The 18,837-nt window shown below is 69.0% G+C and carries 17 protein-coding genes and 1 tRNA gene; 6 read left to right on the top strand and 12 right to left on the bottom strand.

Features of this window, described 5'->3' with window-relative positions; genetic code table 11:
• Both Q0C38_RS00090 and Q0C38_RS00085 read left to right on the top strand, forming a co-directional pair.
• The gene (locus Q0C38_RS00090; RefSeq protein ID WP_291295005.1) at window positions 1-1,791 is read left to right on the top strand and encodes a hydantoinase B/oxoprolinase family protein; all 1,791 of its coding nucleotides are present in this window, start codon (window positions 1-3) and stop codon (window positions 1,789-1,791) included.
• Window positions 1,781-2,776 (top strand): isopenicillin N synthase family oxygenase, encoded by a 996-nt coding sequence (locus Q0C38_RS00085; RefSeq protein WP_291295004.1) that lies wholly within the window; start codon window positions 1,781-1,783, stop codon window positions 2,774-2,776. Before Q0C38_RS00090 ends, Q0C38_RS00085 begins: the two co-directional genes overlap by 11 nt.
• Here Q0C38_RS00085 and Q0C38_RS00080 read toward each other — a convergent pair.
• The 4 genes from Q0C38_RS00080 to Q0C38_RS00065 all read right to left on the bottom strand — a co-directional run bounded on the left by Q0C38_RS00080 (window position 2,773) and on the right by Q0C38_RS00065 (window position 7,508).
• Window positions 2,773-3,507, bottom strand: coding sequence for an ABC transporter ATP-binding protein (locus tag Q0C38_RS00080; RefSeq protein WP_291295003.1), 735 nt, complete (start codon window positions 3,505-3,507; stop codon window positions 2,773-2,775). The two genes, Q0C38_RS00085 and Q0C38_RS00080, sit on opposite strands and share 4 nt — an antisense overlap.
• Entirely contained in the window at window positions 3,504-5,345 is a 1,842-nt protein-coding gene (locus Q0C38_RS00075; protein WP_291295002.1) for an ABC transporter permease subunit, read from the bottom strand. Before Q0C38_RS00075 ends, Q0C38_RS00080 begins: the two co-directional genes overlap by 4 nt.
• Window positions 5,345-6,220 (bottom strand): branched-chain amino acid ABC transporter permease, encoded by an 876-nt coding sequence (locus tag Q0C38_RS00070; protein ID WP_291295001.1) that lies wholly within the window; start codon window positions 6,218-6,220, stop codon window positions 5,345-5,347. Before Q0C38_RS00070 ends, Q0C38_RS00075 begins: the two co-directional genes overlap by 1 nt.
• A gap of 67 nt (window positions 6,221-6,287) precedes the next feature.
• Complete coding sequence (locus Q0C38_RS00065) at window positions 6,288-7,508, bottom strand: ABC transporter substrate-binding protein (protein WP_291295000.1); 1,221 nt, start codon at window positions 7,506-7,508, stop codon at window positions 6,288-6,290.
• A 258-nt stretch (window positions 7,509-7,766) separates the two neighbouring features.
• Here Q0C38_RS00065 and Q0C38_RS00060 point away from each other — a divergent pair, with 258 nt between their 5' ends.
• Window positions 7,767-10,136: a xanthine dehydrogenase family protein molybdopterin-binding subunit gene (locus tag Q0C38_RS00060; protein ID WP_291294999.1), complete on the top strand. Its 2,370-nt coding sequence runs from the start codon at window positions 7,767-7,769 to the stop codon at window positions 10,134-10,136.
• 45 nt (window positions 10,137-10,181) lie between these two features.
• On the opposite strand, the gene Q0C38_RS00055 is transcribed toward Q0C38_RS00060, so the two are convergent.
• Together Q0C38_RS00055 and Q0C38_RS00050 are read right to left on the bottom strand one after the other, a co-directional pair.
• Window positions 10,182-11,177: a cyclase family protein gene (locus Q0C38_RS00055; protein WP_291294998.1), complete on the bottom strand. Its 996-nt coding sequence runs from the start codon at window positions 11,175-11,177 to the stop codon at window positions 10,182-10,184.
• A 108-nt stretch (window positions 11,178-11,285) separates the two neighbouring features.
• Entirely contained in the window at window positions 11,286-12,125 is an 840-nt protein-coding gene (locus Q0C38_RS00050) for an alpha/beta hydrolase (protein WP_291294997.1), read from the bottom strand.
• Between the two features lie 103 nt (window positions 12,126-12,228).
• Here Q0C38_RS00050 and Q0C38_RS00045 point away from each other — a divergent pair, with 103 nt between their 5' ends.
• Window positions 12,229-12,717 carry a TspO/MBR family protein gene (locus tag Q0C38_RS00045; RefSeq protein WP_291294996.1) on the top strand — a complete coding sequence of 163 codons (489 nt, stop codon included), beginning with the start codon at window positions 12,229-12,231 and terminating at the stop codon, window positions 12,715-12,717.
• Here the strand turns inward: Q0C38_RS00045 and Q0C38_RS00040 are convergent.
• The 5 genes from Q0C38_RS00040 to rplU all read right to left on the bottom strand — a co-directional run bounded on the left by Q0C38_RS00040 (window position 12,709) and on the right by rplU (window position 16,774).
• Entirely contained in the window at window positions 12,709-13,869 is a 1,161-nt protein-coding gene (locus Q0C38_RS00040) for a glycosyltransferase family 4 protein (protein WP_291294995.1), read from the bottom strand. The two genes, Q0C38_RS00045 and Q0C38_RS00040, sit on opposite strands and share 9 nt — an antisense overlap.
• 108 nt (window positions 13,870-13,977) lie before the next feature.
• The gene (proB, locus tag Q0C38_RS00035) at window positions 13,978-15,105 is read right to left on the bottom strand and encodes a glutamate 5-kinase (RefSeq protein ID WP_291294994.1); all 1,128 of its coding nucleotides are present in this window, start codon (window positions 15,103-15,105) and stop codon (window positions 13,978-13,980) included.
• Window positions 15,102-16,112 (bottom strand): GTPase ObgE, encoded by a 1,011-nt coding sequence (gene obgE / locus Q0C38_RS00030; protein ID WP_291294993.1) that lies wholly within the window; start codon window positions 16,110-16,112, stop codon window positions 15,102-15,104. Before obgE ends, proB begins: the two co-directional genes overlap by 4 nt.
• 70 nt (window positions 16,113-16,182) lie before the next feature.
• Window positions 16,183-16,452: a 50S ribosomal protein L27 gene (rpmA, locus tag Q0C38_RS00025; RefSeq protein ID WP_291294992.1), complete on the bottom strand. Its 270-nt coding sequence runs from the start codon at window positions 16,450-16,452 to the stop codon at window positions 16,183-16,185.
• Between the two features lie 10 nt (window positions 16,453-16,462).
• Window positions 16,463-16,774: a 50S ribosomal protein L21 gene (rplU, locus tag Q0C38_RS00020; protein WP_291294991.1), complete on the bottom strand. Its 312-nt coding sequence runs from the start codon at window positions 16,772-16,774 to the stop codon at window positions 16,463-16,465.
• Between the two features lie 223 nt (window positions 16,775-16,997).
• On the opposite strand from rplU, the gene Q0C38_RS00015 reads away from it, so the two are divergent.
• Window positions 16,998-17,516: a hypothetical protein gene (locus Q0C38_RS00015; protein WP_291294990.1), complete on the top strand. Its 519-nt coding sequence runs from the start codon at window positions 16,998-17,000 to the stop codon at window positions 17,514-17,516.
• Between the two features lie 2 nt (window positions 17,517-17,518).
• Here Q0C38_RS00015 and Q0C38_RS00010 read toward each other — a convergent pair whose 3' ends face one another.
• The gene (locus tag Q0C38_RS00010; protein ID WP_291294989.1) at window positions 17,519-18,490 is read right to left on the bottom strand and encodes a tripartite tricarboxylate transporter substrate binding protein; all 972 of its coding nucleotides are present in this window, start codon (window positions 18,488-18,490) and stop codon (window positions 17,519-17,521) included.
• A gap of 255 nt (window positions 18,491-18,745) precedes the next feature.
• Between Q0C38_RS00010 and Q0C38_RS00005 the strand changes: the two genes are divergently transcribed.
• Window positions 18,746-18,835, top strand: a tRNA-Ser gene (locus tag Q0C38_RS00005).
• Window positions 18,836-18,837: the final 2 nt, after the last annotated feature.

Raw genomic sequence — 18,837 nt, 5'->3', positions numbered from 1 at the left:
ATGACCGCACCGCTTGATCCCGTGCTGATGTCGGTGATGGCCAACAGGCTCGACGGCATCGTGCGCGAGATGACGAACACGCTGCTGCGCGCCGCGCGATCGGCCGTCATCTCCTCGGCACGCGACTTCTCCTGCTGCCTCGTCACCGGCGATGACCAGCTGCTCGCCCCGGCCGAGGGGCTGCCGGTGCACATCTTCGGCTGCCACATCCAGACGGCGAACATGCGCCGCTACCACGAAGGCGACATCCGGAAGGGCGACGCCTATCTCGACAACGACCCCTATGGCGGCAACACCCACCCGGCCGACCATACCTTCATGGTGCCGGTGTTCCATGAGGGCGAGCACCTGTTCACCAGCGTGGCCAAGTGCCACATGGCCGATATCGGCAACTCGATCCCGTCGAGCTACTTCGTGCTCGCGCGCGACGTCTACCACGAGGGTGCGCTGGTATTCCCCGGCGTGCGCATCCAGCGCGACTTCCGCAACATCGAGGACATCGTGCGGATGTGCCGTGCGCGCATCCGCGTGCCCGACCAGTGGTATGGCGACTATCTCGCCGGCTTGGGCTCAGCCCGCGTGGCGGAGCGGAGGCTCGAGGAATTCTGCACGAAATATGGCGCGGCGACGGTGAAGCGCTTCATCGCCGAGTGGTTCGACTATTCCGAGCGGAGGATGATCGACAACATCCGCCGCCTGCCCCGGGCGCAGCTCGTGAACAAGGGGCGGTCAGACCCGCTCGAGGGCATCCTGCCAGGCGGGCTCGAGCTCACGGTCAAGATCGAGATCGATCCGGAGGAGGCGATGATCCATGTCGATCTCTCCGACAATCCGCCCTGTGTCGATGTCGGCCTCAACACCTCGCTCGGTGCCGCCACCTCGGCCGTCGTCGGCGCGATCTTCAACGCGCTGGAGAAGGACCTGCCGCGCAACGCCGGCAGCTTCCGCCGCCTCCGCTTCACCTACGCCGAGGAGAGCGTGGTGGCGGCCCCGAGATTCCCCCACTCCTGCTCGATGGGAACGACGAACGTCTCCGAACGCCTCGTCAACATCACGCAATCGGCCTTCGCCCAGCTGGGTGACGGCCACGGCCTCGCCGAGGGCGGCACGGGGCTTGGCGCGGGCATGGCGGTGATCTCGGGAAAGGACCATCGCCGCGGCGGCGCGCCCTTCGTCAACCGCATGATGCTCTCGACCAATGGCGGCCCGGCGAGCCCGGTTGCCGATGGCTGGGTGAACTACGCGATCCCGGTGATCGCGGGGCTGATGTATCGCGACAGCATCGAGGTGGACGAGCTCAAGCACCCCTTGCGCGTGAATGCGCTCTCGCTCGTGCAGGACAGTGCCGGTGCCGGCCGACGCCGCGGCGCGCCCGCGCAGACGATCGACCTGACGCCCACGGGCAACGACGTGACCGCCGTGATCTCCTGCGACGGACAGCATACGCCGCCGCGCGGCGTTGCCGGCGGGCAGGACGGCACCGCGGGCATGACCTTGCGCATCGGCGCGAACGGCGACGAGGCGCGGCTGCCGAACGTGGTGCAGGTGACGCTGCGCAAGGGCGAGGTACTGCGCGGGCGTGACAGCGCCGGTGGCGGATACGGCAGGCCGCTCGCGCGGGAGCCCGCCCGCGTGCTGCACGACGTTCTCGAAGGCTGGGAAAGCCGGGAGAAGGCGCGCGATGTCTATGGCGTCGTCTTCACCGGCGAGATCGATGACGAGACGCTCGCGGTCGACGAGGCGGCGACGCTGGCGCTGAGGCGAGATAAGGAGAACACCCATGCTGCGTGACGTTCCGGTGATCGACATCGCGCCGTTCCGATCAGGCGATGCCGCCGCGAAGCGCAGCGTTGCGGCGGAGGTCGGTCGTGCGGTCGACGGAATCGGCTTTCTCGTGATCACCGGCCATGGCGTCGACCGTCGCTTCGTCGACGAGGTGCGCGCCGTCTCCAATGCTTTCTTCGACCTGCCCGACGAAGCCAAGCGCCAGGTCGCGCGGCCAGCCCCGGACATTGCGCGCGGCTACATCCCGCTCGAAGCCGAAAGCGTGGGCCGCAGCCAGGGCGTCGACGTGCCGGGTGACCTGAACGAGAGTCTGATGGTCGGGCCAGTCGACGTGGGCAGCGGCGACTATTTCTTCGGCCCAGGCGCCGGCAAGCACTTCCACCCGAACCTCTGGCCCACGGAACCTGCGGCACTGCGGCCGCTCTACGAGGCCTATTTCCGCAGCATGGGAACGCTGGCCGCAGACCTGATGGCGATGTTCGCGCTGGCGCTCGACCTGCCGGAGGACTTCTTCGCCGACAAGATCGACCATCACATCAGCCGCTTGCGCGTGCGCAACTACCCTGCCCCGCTGGTGCCGCCGAAGCCGGGGCAGCTTCGCGCCGGAGCGCATTGCGACTATGGCTCGCTCACCATCCTCCGCACAGAGGACAAGCCTGGTGGCTTGCAGGTGATGAACGCCGAGGGCGAGTGGCGTGACGTGCCGATCGTGCCCGACTGCTTCATCATCAACATCGGCGAGCTCATGGCGAAGTGGACCAACGAGATCTGGCGCGCGACGCTGCACCGCGTCGTCAACCCGTCCGCCGAGCAGGCGGCGGTCAGCCGTCGCCTCTCGCTCGTGTTCTTCCACAACCCGAACTATGACGCGCCGGTGGCTGCCCTGCCCGGCACCGTGAAGCCGGGCGAGGCGCCGCGCCATGCGCCGACGACGTCGGGCGAGCACCTCCGCGCGCAGTTCACCCGCACGCAGGTGGCACCGGCCGGCTAGGCGGCGCCGCGGCGGCCGAGATAGGCGTCGAGCACGCGCGGATCGGCGGCGACCTGCGCGGATGGGCCATCGAGGATGACGCGGCCGTTCTCCATCACGTAGGTGCGCTCCGTCACCGCCAGCGCGTAGCTCGCCATCTGCTCCACGAGCAGGATGGAGAGACCCTCCTTGTTCAGAGCCGTCAGCACGGGGAACAGCAGGTCGAGGATCTTCGGCGCGAGGCCGAGCGAGAGCTCGTCGATCACCAGAAGCTTGGGGCGCGAGACCAGGCCGCGCGCGATGGCGAGCATCTGCTGCTCGCCTCCCGAGAGCGTGCCGGCGAGCTGGTCGATCCGCTCGGAGAGGCGCGGGAAGAGGCCGAGCACCTTGTCGATGTCGGCAGCGATGCCGGCATCGTCCTTGCCGATGCGGCTGTAGGCGCCGAGTACCAGGTTGTCGCGCACGCTCTGGTCGGCGAACACCATGCGGCCTTCGGGGACCATGGCGAGGCCGCGCGCGACCATCTGGTGCGACTTCTGGCCCGTCACGTCGGCGCCGTCGAAGCTGATCGTGCCGCCCGCGGGCCGCAGCACGCCGCTGATCGCGCGCATCAGCGATGTCTTGCCTGCGCCGTTCGAGCCGATCACGCCAACAAAGGCGCCGCGCCCGACCGTCAGATCGACGCCACGCACGGCCTCGATCCGCCCATAGGCGACGCGCACGCCGGAGAGGGAGAGGATCGCCTCGCTCATGCCGGCACCGCAACGCCAGGCAGCTTCGCGTTGCCGAAATAGGCCTCGATCACCTTTGGGTTGGATTGGATCGCCGAGGGAGGGCCATCTGCGATCACCTCGCCATAGTCGAGAACGGTCACGCGGTCGGAAACAGCCATGATCATGTCCACATGGTGCTCGACAAGGACGACGGTCATACCGCGGTCGGCGAGGCCACGGATGAGTGCCACGAGATCCTCGATCTCGCCGTGCGTCAGGCCGGCGGCCGGCTCGTCGAGCAGGAGAAGCTTCGGCCGCAGGGCGAGCGCGCGGGCGATCTCGAGGCGGCGCTGGTGGCCGAAGGGCAGGTTCCGCGCCTCCTCTCCCGCGAAACCCGAGAGGCCGACGAAGTCGAGCAGCCGACGCGCCTCGGCCAGCGCCGCGCGCTCCTCGCGGCGGAAGCGCGGCAGGCGCAGCACGGTCTCGGCGAAGGTCGCGCGGAAATGCGGGTGCTGGCCGACGAGTACGTTCTCGAGCACCGTCATCTGCCCGAACAGCTCGGTATTCTGGAAGGTGCGCGCAATGCCACGGCGTGCGAGCACGTAGGGTGGGAGCCCGCCGACATTCTCGCCGAACACGCTCACCTCGCCCGACGTCGCGCGATAGAAGCCGGAGACGACGTTGAGCATACTCGACTTGCCCGCCCCGTTGGGGCCGATCAGCGCGTGCACCGTGCCAGCGCGCACGTCCATGTTCACGGCGTTGACAGCGGTCAGCCCGCCGAAGCGCAGCGTCACGTCGCGGGCCAGCAGCGTCGACTGACCTGCATCGTCATGCCGTGCGGTGACGGGCCCGAGTCCCTCGACCCAGTTCGGCCAGTGCCCCGTCTCGCGTGACGTTTCGGCCGCAACGCTCCGGTGCATCAGGCGCTGCAGCGAGCCGACGATGCCGCGCGGCAGCACGAACAGCACGAGTGCGAGCAGCACGCCGTAGCCGAAGGTCTGCCATTGCCCGAGCCCCTGGAGGAACTGCGTGGCCGAGAAGAGCACCGCTGTGCCGACAACGGGGCCGGCCAGGGTTCCGCTGCCGCCCAGGATCACCATCAGCAGGAGTTCGATCGAGGTTGTGAAGGTGAAGGTCTCGTAGTTCACGAAGAGTGCCAGGTTGGTGAACAGCGCGCCGCCAAGCCCTGCAAAACCCGCGGAGATGGAGAAGGCCAGCGTGCGGATGGCAACGACGTTGATGCCGAGCGCGCGGGCCGCGTTCTCGCTCTGCGCCGCCGCGCGCATCGCCCGCCCATAGCGCGAGCGCACGAGCGCTGCCTGCACGCCGACGGCGGCGAGGAGGAACAGCAGGATCAGGTAGTAGTAGTTGAAGTTGAGCGCGCGCGTTGCGCCCAGCCGCTCGCCGAGGATGGTCGGGCGCGGGATGCCGACGAGGCCAGAGGCGCCGCCGGTGAAGCCCACCCATTCGCGCAGGATGTTCACGAACACGAGCCCGAAGGCGATGGTGATGACGGCGAGATAGACGCCGCGCACCCGCACCGTCGGGAAGGCGAGCATCGCGCCGACGGCTGCCGGGATCAGCACCGAGAAGGCGAGTGCCGCCATGAAGGGGAAACCGGCACGCAGCGCGAGCAGCGCGGCGACATGCGCGCCGAGCCCGTAGAGGGCCGCCTGGCCCAGCGAGACGAGGCCTGCATAGCCGACGAGGATGTTGAGGCCGATCGCCACGATCGCGAGGATCATGGCGCGCATGACGAGACGAAGCTCGTAGCTCGTCGGGAAACGCTCGCCGATGACATCGCCGACCCAGGGGAACACGGCAAGTGCTGCGGCGAGCAGGAGCAGCAGGACGAGGCCGGCGCGTCCGCGCATCAGACCTTCCTCACTTCGGCGCGGCCGAACAGGCCCTGGGGAAACAGCAGCAGCAGCAGGATCATGAGCGTGAAGCCGATGGCATCGCGCGCCGCCGTGGAGAGGAAGCCTTCGATAAGCTTCTCGGCCACGCCATAGAGGATGCCGACGATGACGACGCCGCGCGCATTCGCGATGCCGGCGATGATCGCCACCATGAACCCCTTGAGGCCGACGATCACGCCCATGCTGGCCGAGGCCTGCACAACGGGTGCCACGAGGAAGCCTGCAAAGGCGCCGAGCCCGCCGGCGATGGCGAAGGCCAGCAGCGTGATGCGGTCAGCGTCGATGCCAACGAGGCCGGCGGCGACACGGTTGAACGACACGGCCCGCATCGCGCGGCCAAGCACGGTGCGCTTGTAGAAGAATTCGAGTGCGAAGGTTGCCGCGATCGCGGCAACGGGCAGCAGCAATTCCTGCGGGTAGATGCCGGACCCACCGATACGGATCGGGTGCTCGACCAACGGGGTCGGCAGCGGCCTGCCGAGCGGGCCGTAGGTCGCGGTGGTCGATGATTCGATCATGATGCCAACGGCGATCGTCGTCAGCATCCAGCCGATCGAGTTGGCCTCGCGGTTGAAGGGGCGGACGAACACGCGCTCGACGATCGCACCCACCACTGCGGCGCCGGCAATCGCCGTCGCCGCCGCAACCGGCAGCGGCAGCCCGAGCTCCATGAGCACCACGGTGCCGACGCCGCCGAGCATGAACACGTCGCCGTATGTGAAGTTCACGGCCTTCGCCGCGCTCCACATCACGTAGAACCCGAGCGCGATGAGGCCATAGACGCTGCCGGCGGAGAGCCCGGTCAGCAGGTACTGGACGATTGCTTCCACAACATATTCCTTGACGCATCTGGGGCGGGGGTGTCGTCACCCCCGCCCCGGTGTCGTCATACCGGTATCAGCGCGCGGCCTGGCGGAACGGCGTCTGCTCGACAGGCAGCATCGCGCCGTTATGGAACGCGAACAGCTTGTAGGAGGCGGGCAGGATTGCGTCATGACGCTCCTGCCGCGGCTCGAAGGCCGGCGCATAGTTGGCGACGATACCCTCGTAGTTCACCCGGAACAGCGCCTGGCGGAACGCATCGCGGTCGAAACGACCGGCGAGCTTGATCGCCTCGGCGATGATGTAAGTCGCGTCATAGGCGTTCGCCGTGCCCGAAGGCAGCGGAATGTCGGCGGCGGACGCAATCTGCGGGAACTTCGCCTGGATGCGCTGCAGCACGCCAGCGGCGCGCGGCGGCAGGTCCCCCATCCACGTATACGTGCCGGCGACGAGAACGCCCTCGGCGAGCGGGCCGGCCGTGCGCGCGAACTGCACGCCGATGCCCCAGGCGGAGATGATGGTCGGCTTGTAGCCAAGGCGATCCATCGAGCGGAGCATGTTCGTCGCCTCGCGGTCGACGCCGTAGAAGATGATGGTGTCGACGCCGGCATCACGCAGGCGGATCATCTGGGCCGACATGTCCTGGTCGGCGATGTTGAACGTCTCCTTGCCGGCGAGCGGGGTGTTGGCGGCGGCCATCGCCCGCTCGACATCCGGCACCGCGCCCTGGCCCCAGGCCGTGCCCTCGAAGACCAGCGCGATCTTGCCCGAGCGCGACCGCGCCTTGGCCGCCTCGACGAGGAACGGCGCAACCCACCGATCCTTCATCGAGACGCGAAACATCCACTTGTTGGCGTTGTTCGGGTGCTCGATCACGCCGGTGCCGGCGGAGATCACGCCCATCCAGGGCAGTTCCATCTCGGCGAGAGGATCGCGCAGCGCGATCGCGTTCGGCGTGCGGAACCCGCCCATCATGACGATGCAGTTGTCGCGCTCGCCGATGCGGCGGGCATTGTCGACGGCGCGCGCAGGCTCGCCAACGTCGTCATAGGCGATCAGGCGCAGCGGCTGGCCGAGCACGCCACCGGCAGCGTTGATCTCGTCGAGCGCCGTTTCGACGGCGATTCGGATCGTCATGCCGGTATGGGCGAGCGGGCCCGTCAGTTCCCACGATGCGCCGATGCAGGGTTGCGCACGCTGCGCCGCAGCAGGAAGGGCAGCAGTGCCGATCGCTGCCGCTGACACGAGACCAAGCAGCAGGCGACGCCCGCTGCCGCTGAAACGATCGGTGGCCATTGCCCCAACTCTCCCCGTTCTCGGCGCGGCACAGCCGGCCCTGGTTCGTCCAGGTTTCCAGCACGTGCAACGGACATGCCAGGGATCGATGCCCGGCAAGGCGCTGGCGTCTCGGTGCGCACGCCCAAGATTCCAGCAGACCAGGCCGGAACTGCCCGTGTGCTGTGCAATGCTGTGCCGCACTCTGCACCAGCCCCCGCCCCCCGCATGGCATCGTTCTTGCGGCGGAATCCGCAAATCAACGGAGGAGCAGGGCAGATGAGCGACAAGGGCATCGGCGCATCGGTTCGGCGGAAGGAAGACCAGCGTTTCGTGCGCGGGCGCGGCAACTACGTGTCGGACATGGTTCGCCCCGCCATGGCCTGGGGTGTCTTCGTCCGCTCCCCCCATGCCCATGCCACGATCACCGCGATCGACACCACCCAGGCCGCCGCCATGCGGGGCGTGGCACTCATTCTCACCGGCGCCGACCTTGCCGCCGCCGGAGTCGGCGGCCTCCCCTGCGGCTGGGGCATCAAGGGGCCTGACGGAACGCCGATGAAGGAGCCGCCGCACCCCGCACTTGCCCAGGGCAAGGTGCGGTATGTCGGCGATGCGGTTGCCTTCGTCGTCGCCGAGACAGCGGCCGCGGCGCGTGACGCGGCAGAGGCGATCGCAGTCACCTACGATGTACTTCCCGCCGTAATCGACCTCGAGGGCGCGATCGCCCCCGGCGCGTCGCTTCTGTTTGATGCCGTACCGAACAACCTCTGCAGCGACTGGGAGATCGGCGACAGGGCGATGACGGAGGCAGCCTTCGCGAAGGCCGCGCATGTCGCGCGCATCAAGCTCGTGAACAACCGCCTCATCGGCAACCCGATGGAACCGCGGGCGGCGATCGCCGAGCACGATCCGGCGACGGAGAAGACCACGCTCTGGACCACGAGCCAGTTCCCGCATGTCGTGCGCCTTCTCATGGGCCTGTTCGTGCTGAACATCCCACAGCAGAACCTCCGCGTCGTCGCACCCGATGTCGGCGGTGGGTTCGGGGTGAAGCAATTCCACTACGCCGAGGAGGCCGTCGTCACCTTCGCCGCGCGCAGGCTCGGTCGGGCGGTGAAATGGGTGTGCGAGCGGTCGGAGGGGTTCATTTCCGATGCGCATGGCCGCGACCATGTGACGGAGGCAGCGCTTGCGCTCGCCTCCGACGGCACCTTCCTCGGCATGAAGGTCGAGACGATCGGCAATCTCGGCGGCTACATCTCCACCTTCGGCCCGAACATCCCGACCAACCTCTATGGCCCGCTGCTGGCCGGCGTCTACACCACGCCCGCGGTCTACTGCGCGGTGAAGGTGGTGTTCACCAACACCGTGCCGGTCGATGCCTATCGCGGTGCGGGGCGTCCGGAAGCGACCTTCGTGGTCGAGCGCCTGGTCGAGATCGCCGCGCAGGAGATGGGCCTCGACAAGATCGAAATCCGCCGGAAGAACATGATCCCGAAGGAGGCGTTCCCGTACCAGACGCCGGTGATGATGCGCTACGACAGCGGCGATCCGCTCGGCTGCATGGAGCGTGCGCTCGCCGCCGCCGACCATGCTGGCTTCCCCGCCCGCAAGGCGGCAGCGGCGGCGAAGGGCAAGCTGCGCGGGATCGGGCTCTCCACCTACATCGAGGCATGCGGCCTCGCCCCCTCACGCATCGCGGGCTCGCTCGGCGCGCGCGGCGGGCTCTACGAGAGCGCGACGGTGCGCGTGCATCCGACGGGCCAGGTGACGGTGCTGATCGGCACGCACAGCCACGGCCAGGGGCACGAGACGACGTTCGCGCAGATCATCGCGGAGAAGCTCGGCGTGAAGTTCGAGGACATCGACATCGTCTTCGGCGACACCGACCGCGTGCAGTTCGGCATGGGCACCTATGGCTCGCGCTCGCTCGTCGTCGGCGGCGCGGCACTCGCCAAGGCGTCCGACCGCGTGGTCGCGAAGGGCAAGAAGATCGCCGCGCACCTGCTGGAGGCGGCGGTCGATGACGTGGAGTTCGCCGGCGGCACCTTCCGCGTCACCGGGACCGACAAGGCAAAAAGCTTCGCCGAGATTGCGCTCGCGGCCTACGTGCCGCACGACTATCCGCTCGAGACGCTGGACCCCGGCCTCGAGGAACAGGCCTTCCACGATCCGGTGAACTTCTCCTTCCCCTCCGGCGCGCATGTCTGCGAGGTCGAGGTCGACCCCGACACAGGCAAGGTGACGCTCATCGGCTACACGGCGGTCGACGACGTCGGCACGGTGATCAACCCCATGATCGTCGCGGGCCAACTGCATGGCGGCATTACCCAGGGCGTGGGCCAGGCGCTGCTCGAGCATTGCGTGTACGACAAGGCGACGGGCCAGCTCCTGTCGGGCTCGTTCCAGGACTATGCGATGCCGCGGGCCGACGACATCCCGGCCTATGCGGTCAGCACGCACTCGACGCCTTCGACCGACACGCCGATGGGCGTGAAGGGCTGTGGCGAGGTCGGAACGATCGGCTCGCCGGCGGCGGTGATGAACGCGGTGGTCGATGCGCTCGCCGGCTACGGCATCACGCACATGGACATGCCGGCGAGCCCCTCGCGCGTCTGGGCCGCGATCGCTTCGGCGACGCGGTGACGGCGGAGGGCGGCCCCGGCACGCGCCGAGGCCGCCCCATAGTCTCTAGAGAACGGCAGTCGGCGCGACCGTCGAGCCTGAGCCGCCCTTCATCTTCAGCGGCTGCATGATGAACGCGAACTCGCTCTGCCCCGTCTCTGACAGGTCGTTCAGCCGCATGTTCTCGAGCAGGTGCACCCCGTTCACCGCGAGCGCGATCTGGTGCACGGGCAGCGAGGCGTGTGGCATCGTCTTGCTCGGCGACACTTCGACCGGCCAGTTGTCCGAACCGAGGATGATCGGCTCCTGCCTGATCAGCCATTCCGCCGCCGCAACGCCGATGCCGGGGCAGGAGCCCACGTAGCGCGCGTTCTCCCTGCCCCAGAGCGCGTCCCAGCCGGTGCGGATCAGCACCACGTCGCCACGCTCGATGCGCACGTTCTGCCGCGACATCGCCTGCTGCAGGTCATCGACGGTGATCTCGTAGTCATCGCCGAGCGTGCGCACGCCCTTCTGCTTCGCCACGTCGATCAGCACGCCGCGGGTGAATACCTGGCCGATGCCGTCGACGCCCATCTTGGTGAAGCCGCCGCGCGAGGAGATCTCCGACACCTTGTTGCAGTTGTAGGTCTCGTCGCCGATCGTCTGGTGGGGAAACGCGTCGAGCTGCGTGCCGACCTGCCCGAGTTCGGTCACCACCAGCTCCTCGTTCGAGCCGCGGCGGCTGGCCTGCGGGTTCATGAACATCTGCTTGAGGTGAACGTCGAAGCGCCGCGTGCCGAAGAACGGCATTGCGGGTTCCAGCGTGTGGCCGAGCTCGACCACGCGGCCGGTGCGGATCAGCCGCGTTGCCTTCTGCACCTGGTCGGCCGTCTGCAGGTTCATCGACCCGCGGACATCGGCGGCCCCCCATTTCGAGGGGCAGCGGTCAGCCGCGGCAGGGGGGGACCAGGGCGCGGGCGCCTGGGCCTGGGCCTGGGCCTGGGCCTTGGTTGCCCGGAAGCCGCCCGCGAGGCCGGCACAGGCGAGGCAATGCGCGAAGAAGCGGCGCGACAACGACATGGCGGTTCTCCCGAAACATTATATCATTTTTGTGCCTGACCGTGATGGTCATGGGCAGCGTAACGTTTCGGGAGACAACCGGAAATAGGGCCGCTGGGTCAGCGCGCGTCACGCCCGCGCGAGTGACACCACCGCTGCCGTGAGCGCGCCGTCGGGGCGTGAGAGCTGATCGAGGATCGAGAAATGGTTCGCACCCGGGATCGGCAACGTCTCCGCCGCGTTGCCCGCCGCCGTCCAGGCGGCGGCGAAATCGGCTGACTGGCGGCGCAACTCCGGCAGCTCATCGCCACCCCAGGTGACGACGAGCCTGGCGCGCGATCGCGCAATGTGGCGGATGGGGCTGAGGCGGTCCGCCTCCGCCTCGTCCATCCTGAGCGCGTCGTTCAGCCCACCGGCCTGGATGGGGGCGAGGTCATAGACGCCGCTGATCAGCAGCGCGCCGGTGACGGCCGCGTTGGTGACGCAGGATGCGGCAAGATGCCCACCGGCGGACCAGCCCGACAGCACCAGCGTCCGCATCCCAAAGCCAAGGCCGCGGGCGTTCGCCGCCACCCAGGCCACCGCTGCCTGCGCCTCGGCGACCACCTCCGTCATCGTCGCGTCGGGGCAGAGCGTGTAGCCGGCGAGCGCGACATCGATGCCGTGCGCAAGCGCACCGTCGGCCATCGAGGCGAAGCCCTCCTTCGCGTTCCGCTGCCAGTAGCCGCCGTGGAAAAACAGCATCAGCGGCGCGTCCTTCGCGCCCGAGGGAAACAGGTCGATCCGATTGCGCTCACGCGGGCCGTAGGCCTGGTCCAGCACCGCACCTGGCATCGCGCGGCGCTTCGCCGCTGCGTCACGCCAGCCAGCGAGCCAGGTCTGCGCATCGGCCACCGCGCCCGCGTTGTTGTAGGCCTTGTCCAGCGTCGCGCGGTCCATGCTGCGCCACGCACTCGCCTTTCTGTCCATCACCCACTCTCCCTGCCCTGTCTCGTTCCTGCGTCGTGTAGCAGGTGCCGTGCCACGAATTTTTCCGCAACCATTCACCGCCCTGCCGCGTTAGGGTGCGCGCATGGACAGTTTTTCGATCCTTATGCTCGCCGGCTTTGCGCTGGCCTGCTTCATTGTCGCCACCACGGCGGCGGTGTTCCGCCCTGGCGCCTGGTACGAGAGCCTGCGCAAGCCGTGGTGGCGGCCGCCAAACTGGCTTTTCCCCCCGGCCTGGTCGGCACTCTACGTGATGATCGCCGTCTCCGGCTGGATGGTGTGGCGTGAGCGGGGCTTCGCGGGAGCGGCGCTGCCGCTCGGCGTCTACGGACTGCAATTGTTTCTGAACGGGCTCTGGTCGCCCATCTTCTTTGGCATGAAGCGGCTCGATCTCGCGTTCTATGAGTTGATCGGCCTCTGGCTCTCGATCCTCGCCTGCATCCTGCTGTTCATGCCGATCAGCTCAACTGCGGGCTGGCTGCTCGTGCCCTATCTCGGCTGGGTGAGCTTCGCGGGCTACCTCAACTACACGGTGTGGCAGATGAACCGGGATGCGCTCACGGCGTCAGCCTGACGGATCCGCACCCCGACCTGACTGTTGCATGAGAGAGACGACGCGGCGGGCATTGCCGGCCCAGGTGAGGTCGCGCGCCACGATGTCGCGGCGCGCCGCTTCTCCCAGCCGGGCGCGAAGCCCGGCATCGGCCACCAGCCGCGCAACCGCGCGCCAGAACTCGCCCTGATCCTTCGGGTCGAACAGCAGTGCCGTCTCGCCATCGCGCAGCACCTCGCGGAGGTTCGGCTGGTCGGGCGCGACGATGGCCCTGCCGGCGGCCATGTACTCGAACACCTTCAGCGGTGAGGCATACGCGACCGAGGCGGGCTGCAGCGCGATGTCGAACCCGGCAACCGCGGCGGGGATGGCCTCGCGCTCGGCGAGCCCGGTGAACACCACCCTGTCGCCGACGCCGAGTTGCGCCGCGAGGGCCTCGAGCCCCGGCCGCGCCGGTCCCTCACCGACGACCTTCAGCGTCAGGCGCTCCGCCCCGTCATGCGCGGCGATGGCGCGCACGACGGCATCGAGCCCATGCCAGTCACGCACGAAGCCGACGAAGCCGAGAACGAGGTCTGTAGCGCCGGCCGGTGCCTGGCGCGTGGCGAGCGTTTCGGGAAACGCCTCGAGGTCGATTCCGTTCGGGATGACGACGACGCGCGCGGGATCGACCCGCGCATCGCGCACGTGCCCCGCGAGCACCTCTGTCACCGGCAGGACCCGGGTGGCGCGCCGCCAGACGAAACGCTCTGCCCAGCGCGCGAGCGGCTTGAGCCCGACCCCGCCGAAGCGTGCCCGCTCCTCGGCGAGCGGTGCGTTCACCTCGAGCAGGAGCGGCAGGCCACGGCGCCGCGCGACGATCGCACCAGCAAGGTGGAAGAGGTTGTAGCGCTCATAGATCGCGTCGGGCCGGAAGCCAGCGGCCGCCCGGTCGAGCTTCAGCGTGGCCGGCACCGCATAGGCGAGCTCGAGTAGTTCGCCCACGGCGCGCGGGAGCATGCCCCTCACCCAGCCGATCACGCTGCTGCCGCCGCCGAACCGCGCCTCGGCATAGGCGGACGGCCCGATGAGCAGGACCTCGTGCCCTGCCTCCCTGAGCGCGGCGACGAGGCTGTCGAGGTGCACGCCCTGCCCGTCGCGGGATTGGATGCGATGGCTGTATAGGATCCTCACGCGCCGTCACCCTCACGCATCAGCACTCATCTCTGGCATCTCCTAGACCGGTGTCCGGGCCCCACCATGGTCGTGACGTGTTGCCACGGCGTGAACCACGACCGCACGTTACAGCAGCGCCAGATCGTCGCGGTGGATCATTTCCTCACGGCCATCGAAGCCCAGGATGGCGGCGATATCACGACTGTGGCAGCCGGCGATGCGGCGGGCGTCCTCCGCCGCATAATTGGCAAGGCCGCGCGCGACCAGCGCGCCCTCGGCCACCACCTCGACGCAGTCCCCCCGCGCGAAGCTGCCCTCGATGCCACGCACGCCGGCCGGCAGCAGCGACCGGCCACCCTGCAGCGCTTTCACCGCGCCGGCATCGACGATCAGCCGGCCCGTGGGCTTCAGGGCTCCCGCGATCCAGCTTTTCCACGCGCTCCGCGGAGCTGCGGTGGCGGCGAACAGTGTCGCGCGCGCCCGGCCGGCCATCACCGCGGCGAGGGCATGATCTGCCGCGCCATGCGCGATCGCCATGCGGCAGCCGGCACCGGTGGCGATCTTCGCCGCGGCGAGCTTCGTCACCATTCCGCCCGTGCTGATGCCGGGAACGGCATCGCCCGCCATCGCCTCGATCTCGGGCGTGACGGCGGCGACGGCGGGGATATGCGCAGCCCCTGGGTTGCTGCGCGGATCGGCGGTGTAGAGCCCGTCGATGTCCGACAGCAGCACCAGCAGGTCAGCGGCCACCATCTCGGCCACGCGCGCGGCGAGGCGATCATTGTCGCCGAAGCGGATTTCCGATGTCGCGACCGTATCGTTCTCGTTGATCACCGGCACCGCGCCCAAGGCCAGCAACGTCTCTAGCGTCGCGCGCGCGTTGAGGTAGCGGCGGCGCTCCTCGCTGTCATCGAGGGTGAGCAGCAGCTGGGCCGCGGGAAGGGCGTGCGGGGAGAGTGCCTCCTCCCAGGCGCGGGCGAGCGCAATCTGCCCCGAGGCTGCCGCTGCCTGCTTCTCCTCGAGCCGCATCCGCGCCTTGGGCGGCAGGCGCGGCAACCGCACGCGGCCCAAGGCAATCGCACCGGAGGAGACGACGATCACCTCCGTCCCCGCACGCCTGAGGGCGGCGATATCCTCGGCCAGTGCGGCGAGCCAGGCGGTGCGCGGAAGCCCGGCGGCATCATCGACGAGGAGTGCGGAGCCGACCTTCACGACGAGGCGACGCGCGGCCAGTGACGTGCCGGGCGAGCTCACGCAGCGTCACGCCCCCGCGCGGTGGCGATGGCGAGCCAGAGCGCGCGCAGCACCTCGTCCTTCCCGGCACCCGTGACACCGGAGAGGACGAGAACGGGCCGGCCGGCCGCGCGCGACAGCGCCGTCCGGCGTGCGGCCAGCGCCCGCGGCTCGATCGCATCGGCCTTGTTCAGCGCGACGACCTCGGGCTTCTCGGCAAGCCCCCCGCCATAGGCCTCGAGCTCGGCACGGACGGTGCGGTACGCCTCCGTCACGCCGGCTTGCGTGCCATCGACCAGGTGCAGCAGCACGGCGCAGCGCTCGACATGGCCGAGGAATCGGTCACCAAGCCCGACGCCCTCGTGCGCGCCCTCGATCAGGCCTGGAATGTCAGCCAGCACGAACTCGGACGTCTCGCCGATGCGGACGACGCCGAGCTGGGGGTTCAGCGTGGTGAACGGATAGTCGGCGATCTTGGGCTTGGCGGCGGATGTGGCGGCGAGGAAGGTGGACTTGCCGGCGTTCGGCAGCCCGATCAGCCCTGCATCGGCGATCAGCTTGAGGCGCAGCCACACCCAGCGCTCCTCCCCCAGCGTGCCGGGATCGGCGCGGCGCGGCGCGCGGTTGGTGGATGACTTGTAGTGCGCATTGCCGAACCCGCCCCGCCCGCCGTGGCAGAGGGTGACGCGCTGGCCCGGCGTGGAGAGATCGGCGAGCACCGTCTCCTTGTCCTCGGCCAGGATCTCGGTGCCGACGGGGACCTTCAGCACCAGGTCATCGCCGCCGGCGCCGGTCATGTCCTTGCCGGCGCCGTCGCCGGCGCGGCCGGCCTTGAAGTGCTGGGCGTAGCGGTAGTCGATCAGCGTGTTGAGGTTCTCGACGGCCTCGACGACGACGTCGCCGCCCTTGCCGCCGTTGCCGCCCCAGGGCCCGCCGAACTCGATGAACCGCTCGCGCCGGAAGGCGACGCAGCCATTGCCGCCGTCACCTGCCTTGAGCCAGATCTTTGCTTGGTCGAGGAACTTCATGGGGGTGTTGCGCCAACGAAAAAGGGGCCGTTACCGGCCCCTTTACGCACGCGCATCAGGGCCGCGAGGATTATTCAGCGGCGGCCGGCAGCGGGTCCACGTTCACGTGCACGCGGTCGTCGGTCTTGCGCTCGAAGCGCACCTTCCCGTCAACCAGCGCGAACAGCGTATGGTCACGCCCCAGGCCAACGTTCACGCCAGGCTTCATCTTGGTGCCGCGCTGGCGGACGATGATGTTGCCGGCAATCGCCGCCTGCCCGCCGAACAGCTTCACGCCGAGACGCTTGCCGGCGCTGTCGCGCCCGTTGCGGGATGAACCGCCTGCCTTCTTGTGTGCCATCGGTTCCTCCTCAGCCCACGATCTCGCCGATCCGCAGCACCGTCAGGTGGCTGCGGAAACCACGCCGGCGGCGGGAGTTCTTCCGGCGCCGCTTCTTGAACACGATCACCTTGTCGCCGCGCTTCTGCTCGAGCACGGTCGCGGCCACCGTCGCACCAGCAACGTTCGGTGCGCCGAGTGTCACGGCCCCCTCGCGTGCGACCATCAGCACGTCGGTGAACGTGATGGTCGACCCGGCCTCTGCCTCGAGGCTGTCAACGGTCAGCACGGCGTTCGGTGTCACGCGGTACTGCTTCCCGCCTGTGCGGATGACGGCGTACATCAATTCTATTCCTGCCTCACTGGCCCGGCGCGGCACGCAGGGCGCAAACAACACAGCCGCGGGGCCAGGGGCCAGCCGCGGGAGGCAGGGAGATACGCCGCGGGCGGGGCGAAGTCAACGCCGCGTGCCGCGGGGCTGCACACAAGCTACCCTGCCCCCAGATCAGGGCTTCGAGGATCGACATCGCGCATGCTGACCCACCCATGCTGACACAATGGCCGACATGAACGATTGGGCTGAGACGATCGGACGAAGCGAGAAGGCCACGCGCGAGGGTGACGCCCTGGCAGCCCACCTTGCCGCTGCCACCTCCGTCACCGTTGGGTTGCTGTCCTGGTGCGAGGCGCGGGGCCTGGGCGAGGGGCCGATCAGGGTCATCGCCCGCGCCGGCGGCAGCCCGCACCCGCGGCTCGCCACGCTGCTCGGCGCCGGCCCTGGCGAGCGGGTCGAGTTCCGCCGCGTCGTGCTCGGGCGTGGCAGCATCGCGCTGGCGGAGGCGGAGAACCTCTTCCTCCCTGGCCGACTGCCGGCCGAGATGTGCCATGCGCTGGCGGTGACCGACACGCCCTTCGGCACCGTCCTCGCCCCGCTGCGCCCCGTGCGGCGGACCATCGCGGTCACGCACGGGACGGCGGCGGGGCCAGGCACCATCCTCCGCCAGGAGGCGCTGGTGGTCGGGCCTGGCGGGTCGGTCCTTGCGGCGGTTTCGGAGCGGTTCCTGCCCGTCCTCGCGGGACGTTGAGCTTAGTCGACCCGCGCCTCCGAGGCCCGCACCACCTCCGCCCAGCGCGGCACCTCGGAGGCGATGCGCCGCTGCAGCTGCTCCGGCGGGCCGACGGTGGCAAGCGCCCCCATCTCGCGGAATCGCGCCTGGAAGGCCGGATCGGCGCCCACCTTGAGCATCGCGGCGGTGATGCGCTGGGCGATCGGCGCCGGCAGGTCCTTCGGCCCGATCAGGCCGGACCATGAGGTAACGTCGAAATCCGCGATGCCCTGCTCGATCATCGTCGGCACGTCAGGCAGGCCGGGCCACCGCTTGGCCGTCGAGACGCCGATCGGGCGGATCTGCCCACCCTGGATCTGGCCGATGATCGTCGGCAGGTTGTCGAACATCATGTCGATCCGGCCCGCAATCAGGTCCTGCACCGCCACCGCCCCGGTGCGATAGGGCACGTGGGTGAGCTCGATGCCGACGCGGCGGGAGAAGAACTCGGTGCCGAGATGGCCCGTCGTGCCGTTGCCTGGCGTGCCGAAGGTCATCTGCCCCGGCCGCGCCTTCGCCGCGGCGATGAATTCCGGCACGGTACGGATGGGTGTCGCCGGGTTCACGACGAACACGTTCGGGATCTCGTAGAGATCGGCCAGCAGGGTGAAATCGGTCGCCGGATTGAAGGGAAGCTGGCGGTAGAGGGCCTGGTGCGTCGCCAGCGGCCCGATCGTCGAGATGCCGATCGTGTAGCCGTCCGGCCGCGCCTTGGCCACCGCATCGACGCCCACGTTTCCAGCCGCCCCGGCGCGATTTTCGATCACGACGGGCTGGCCAAGCTCGGCGCCCAGCCGTTCGGCAATCACGCGGGACAGAACGTCAGTCGACCCGCCCGCGGGAAACGGGACGATGAAGCGGACGGGCCGGCTCGGCCACGCCTCCTGCGCCGAGGCGGCGATCGGCAGCGTGGCGGCGGCGGCGGCAAGCAGCGTGCGGCGGCTGATCGTCATCCGGTTTCTCCCATGGATGCGTGGCATTCGCCCGCATGTTGACGGCGAGCATGACGCCGCTGCGCGCGTGCGGCAACCGTGCGCGGTGGGTGCTTGCCATCCCTGGCGCGACCGCGACGCTGCCGCACGAGGTCGCCTACTTGGGCGGTGCCGCGGCTGAGCCGAAGCGCATCGAGCGAGGGGGCGCGCGTACGGCGTGCCTGGCGCGGCGACATTGCGCCCGCGCCATTGGTCGTGTAGGACGCGCCCCGGTCCGGAGGGGTGCCAGAGTGGTCGATCGGGCCGGTCTCGAAAACCGGAGTACCGGCAACGGTACCGTGGGTTCGAATCCCACCCCCTCCGCCAGC

The organism is Elioraea sp. (genome assembly GCF_022842375.1).
Classification (GTDB): Bacteria; Pseudomonadota; Alphaproteobacteria; order Acetobacterales; family Acetobacteraceae; genus Elioraea_A.
Note: the sequence above shows the minus strand (reverse complement) of the source record. Positions and strands in the feature narration are given on the sequence as shown.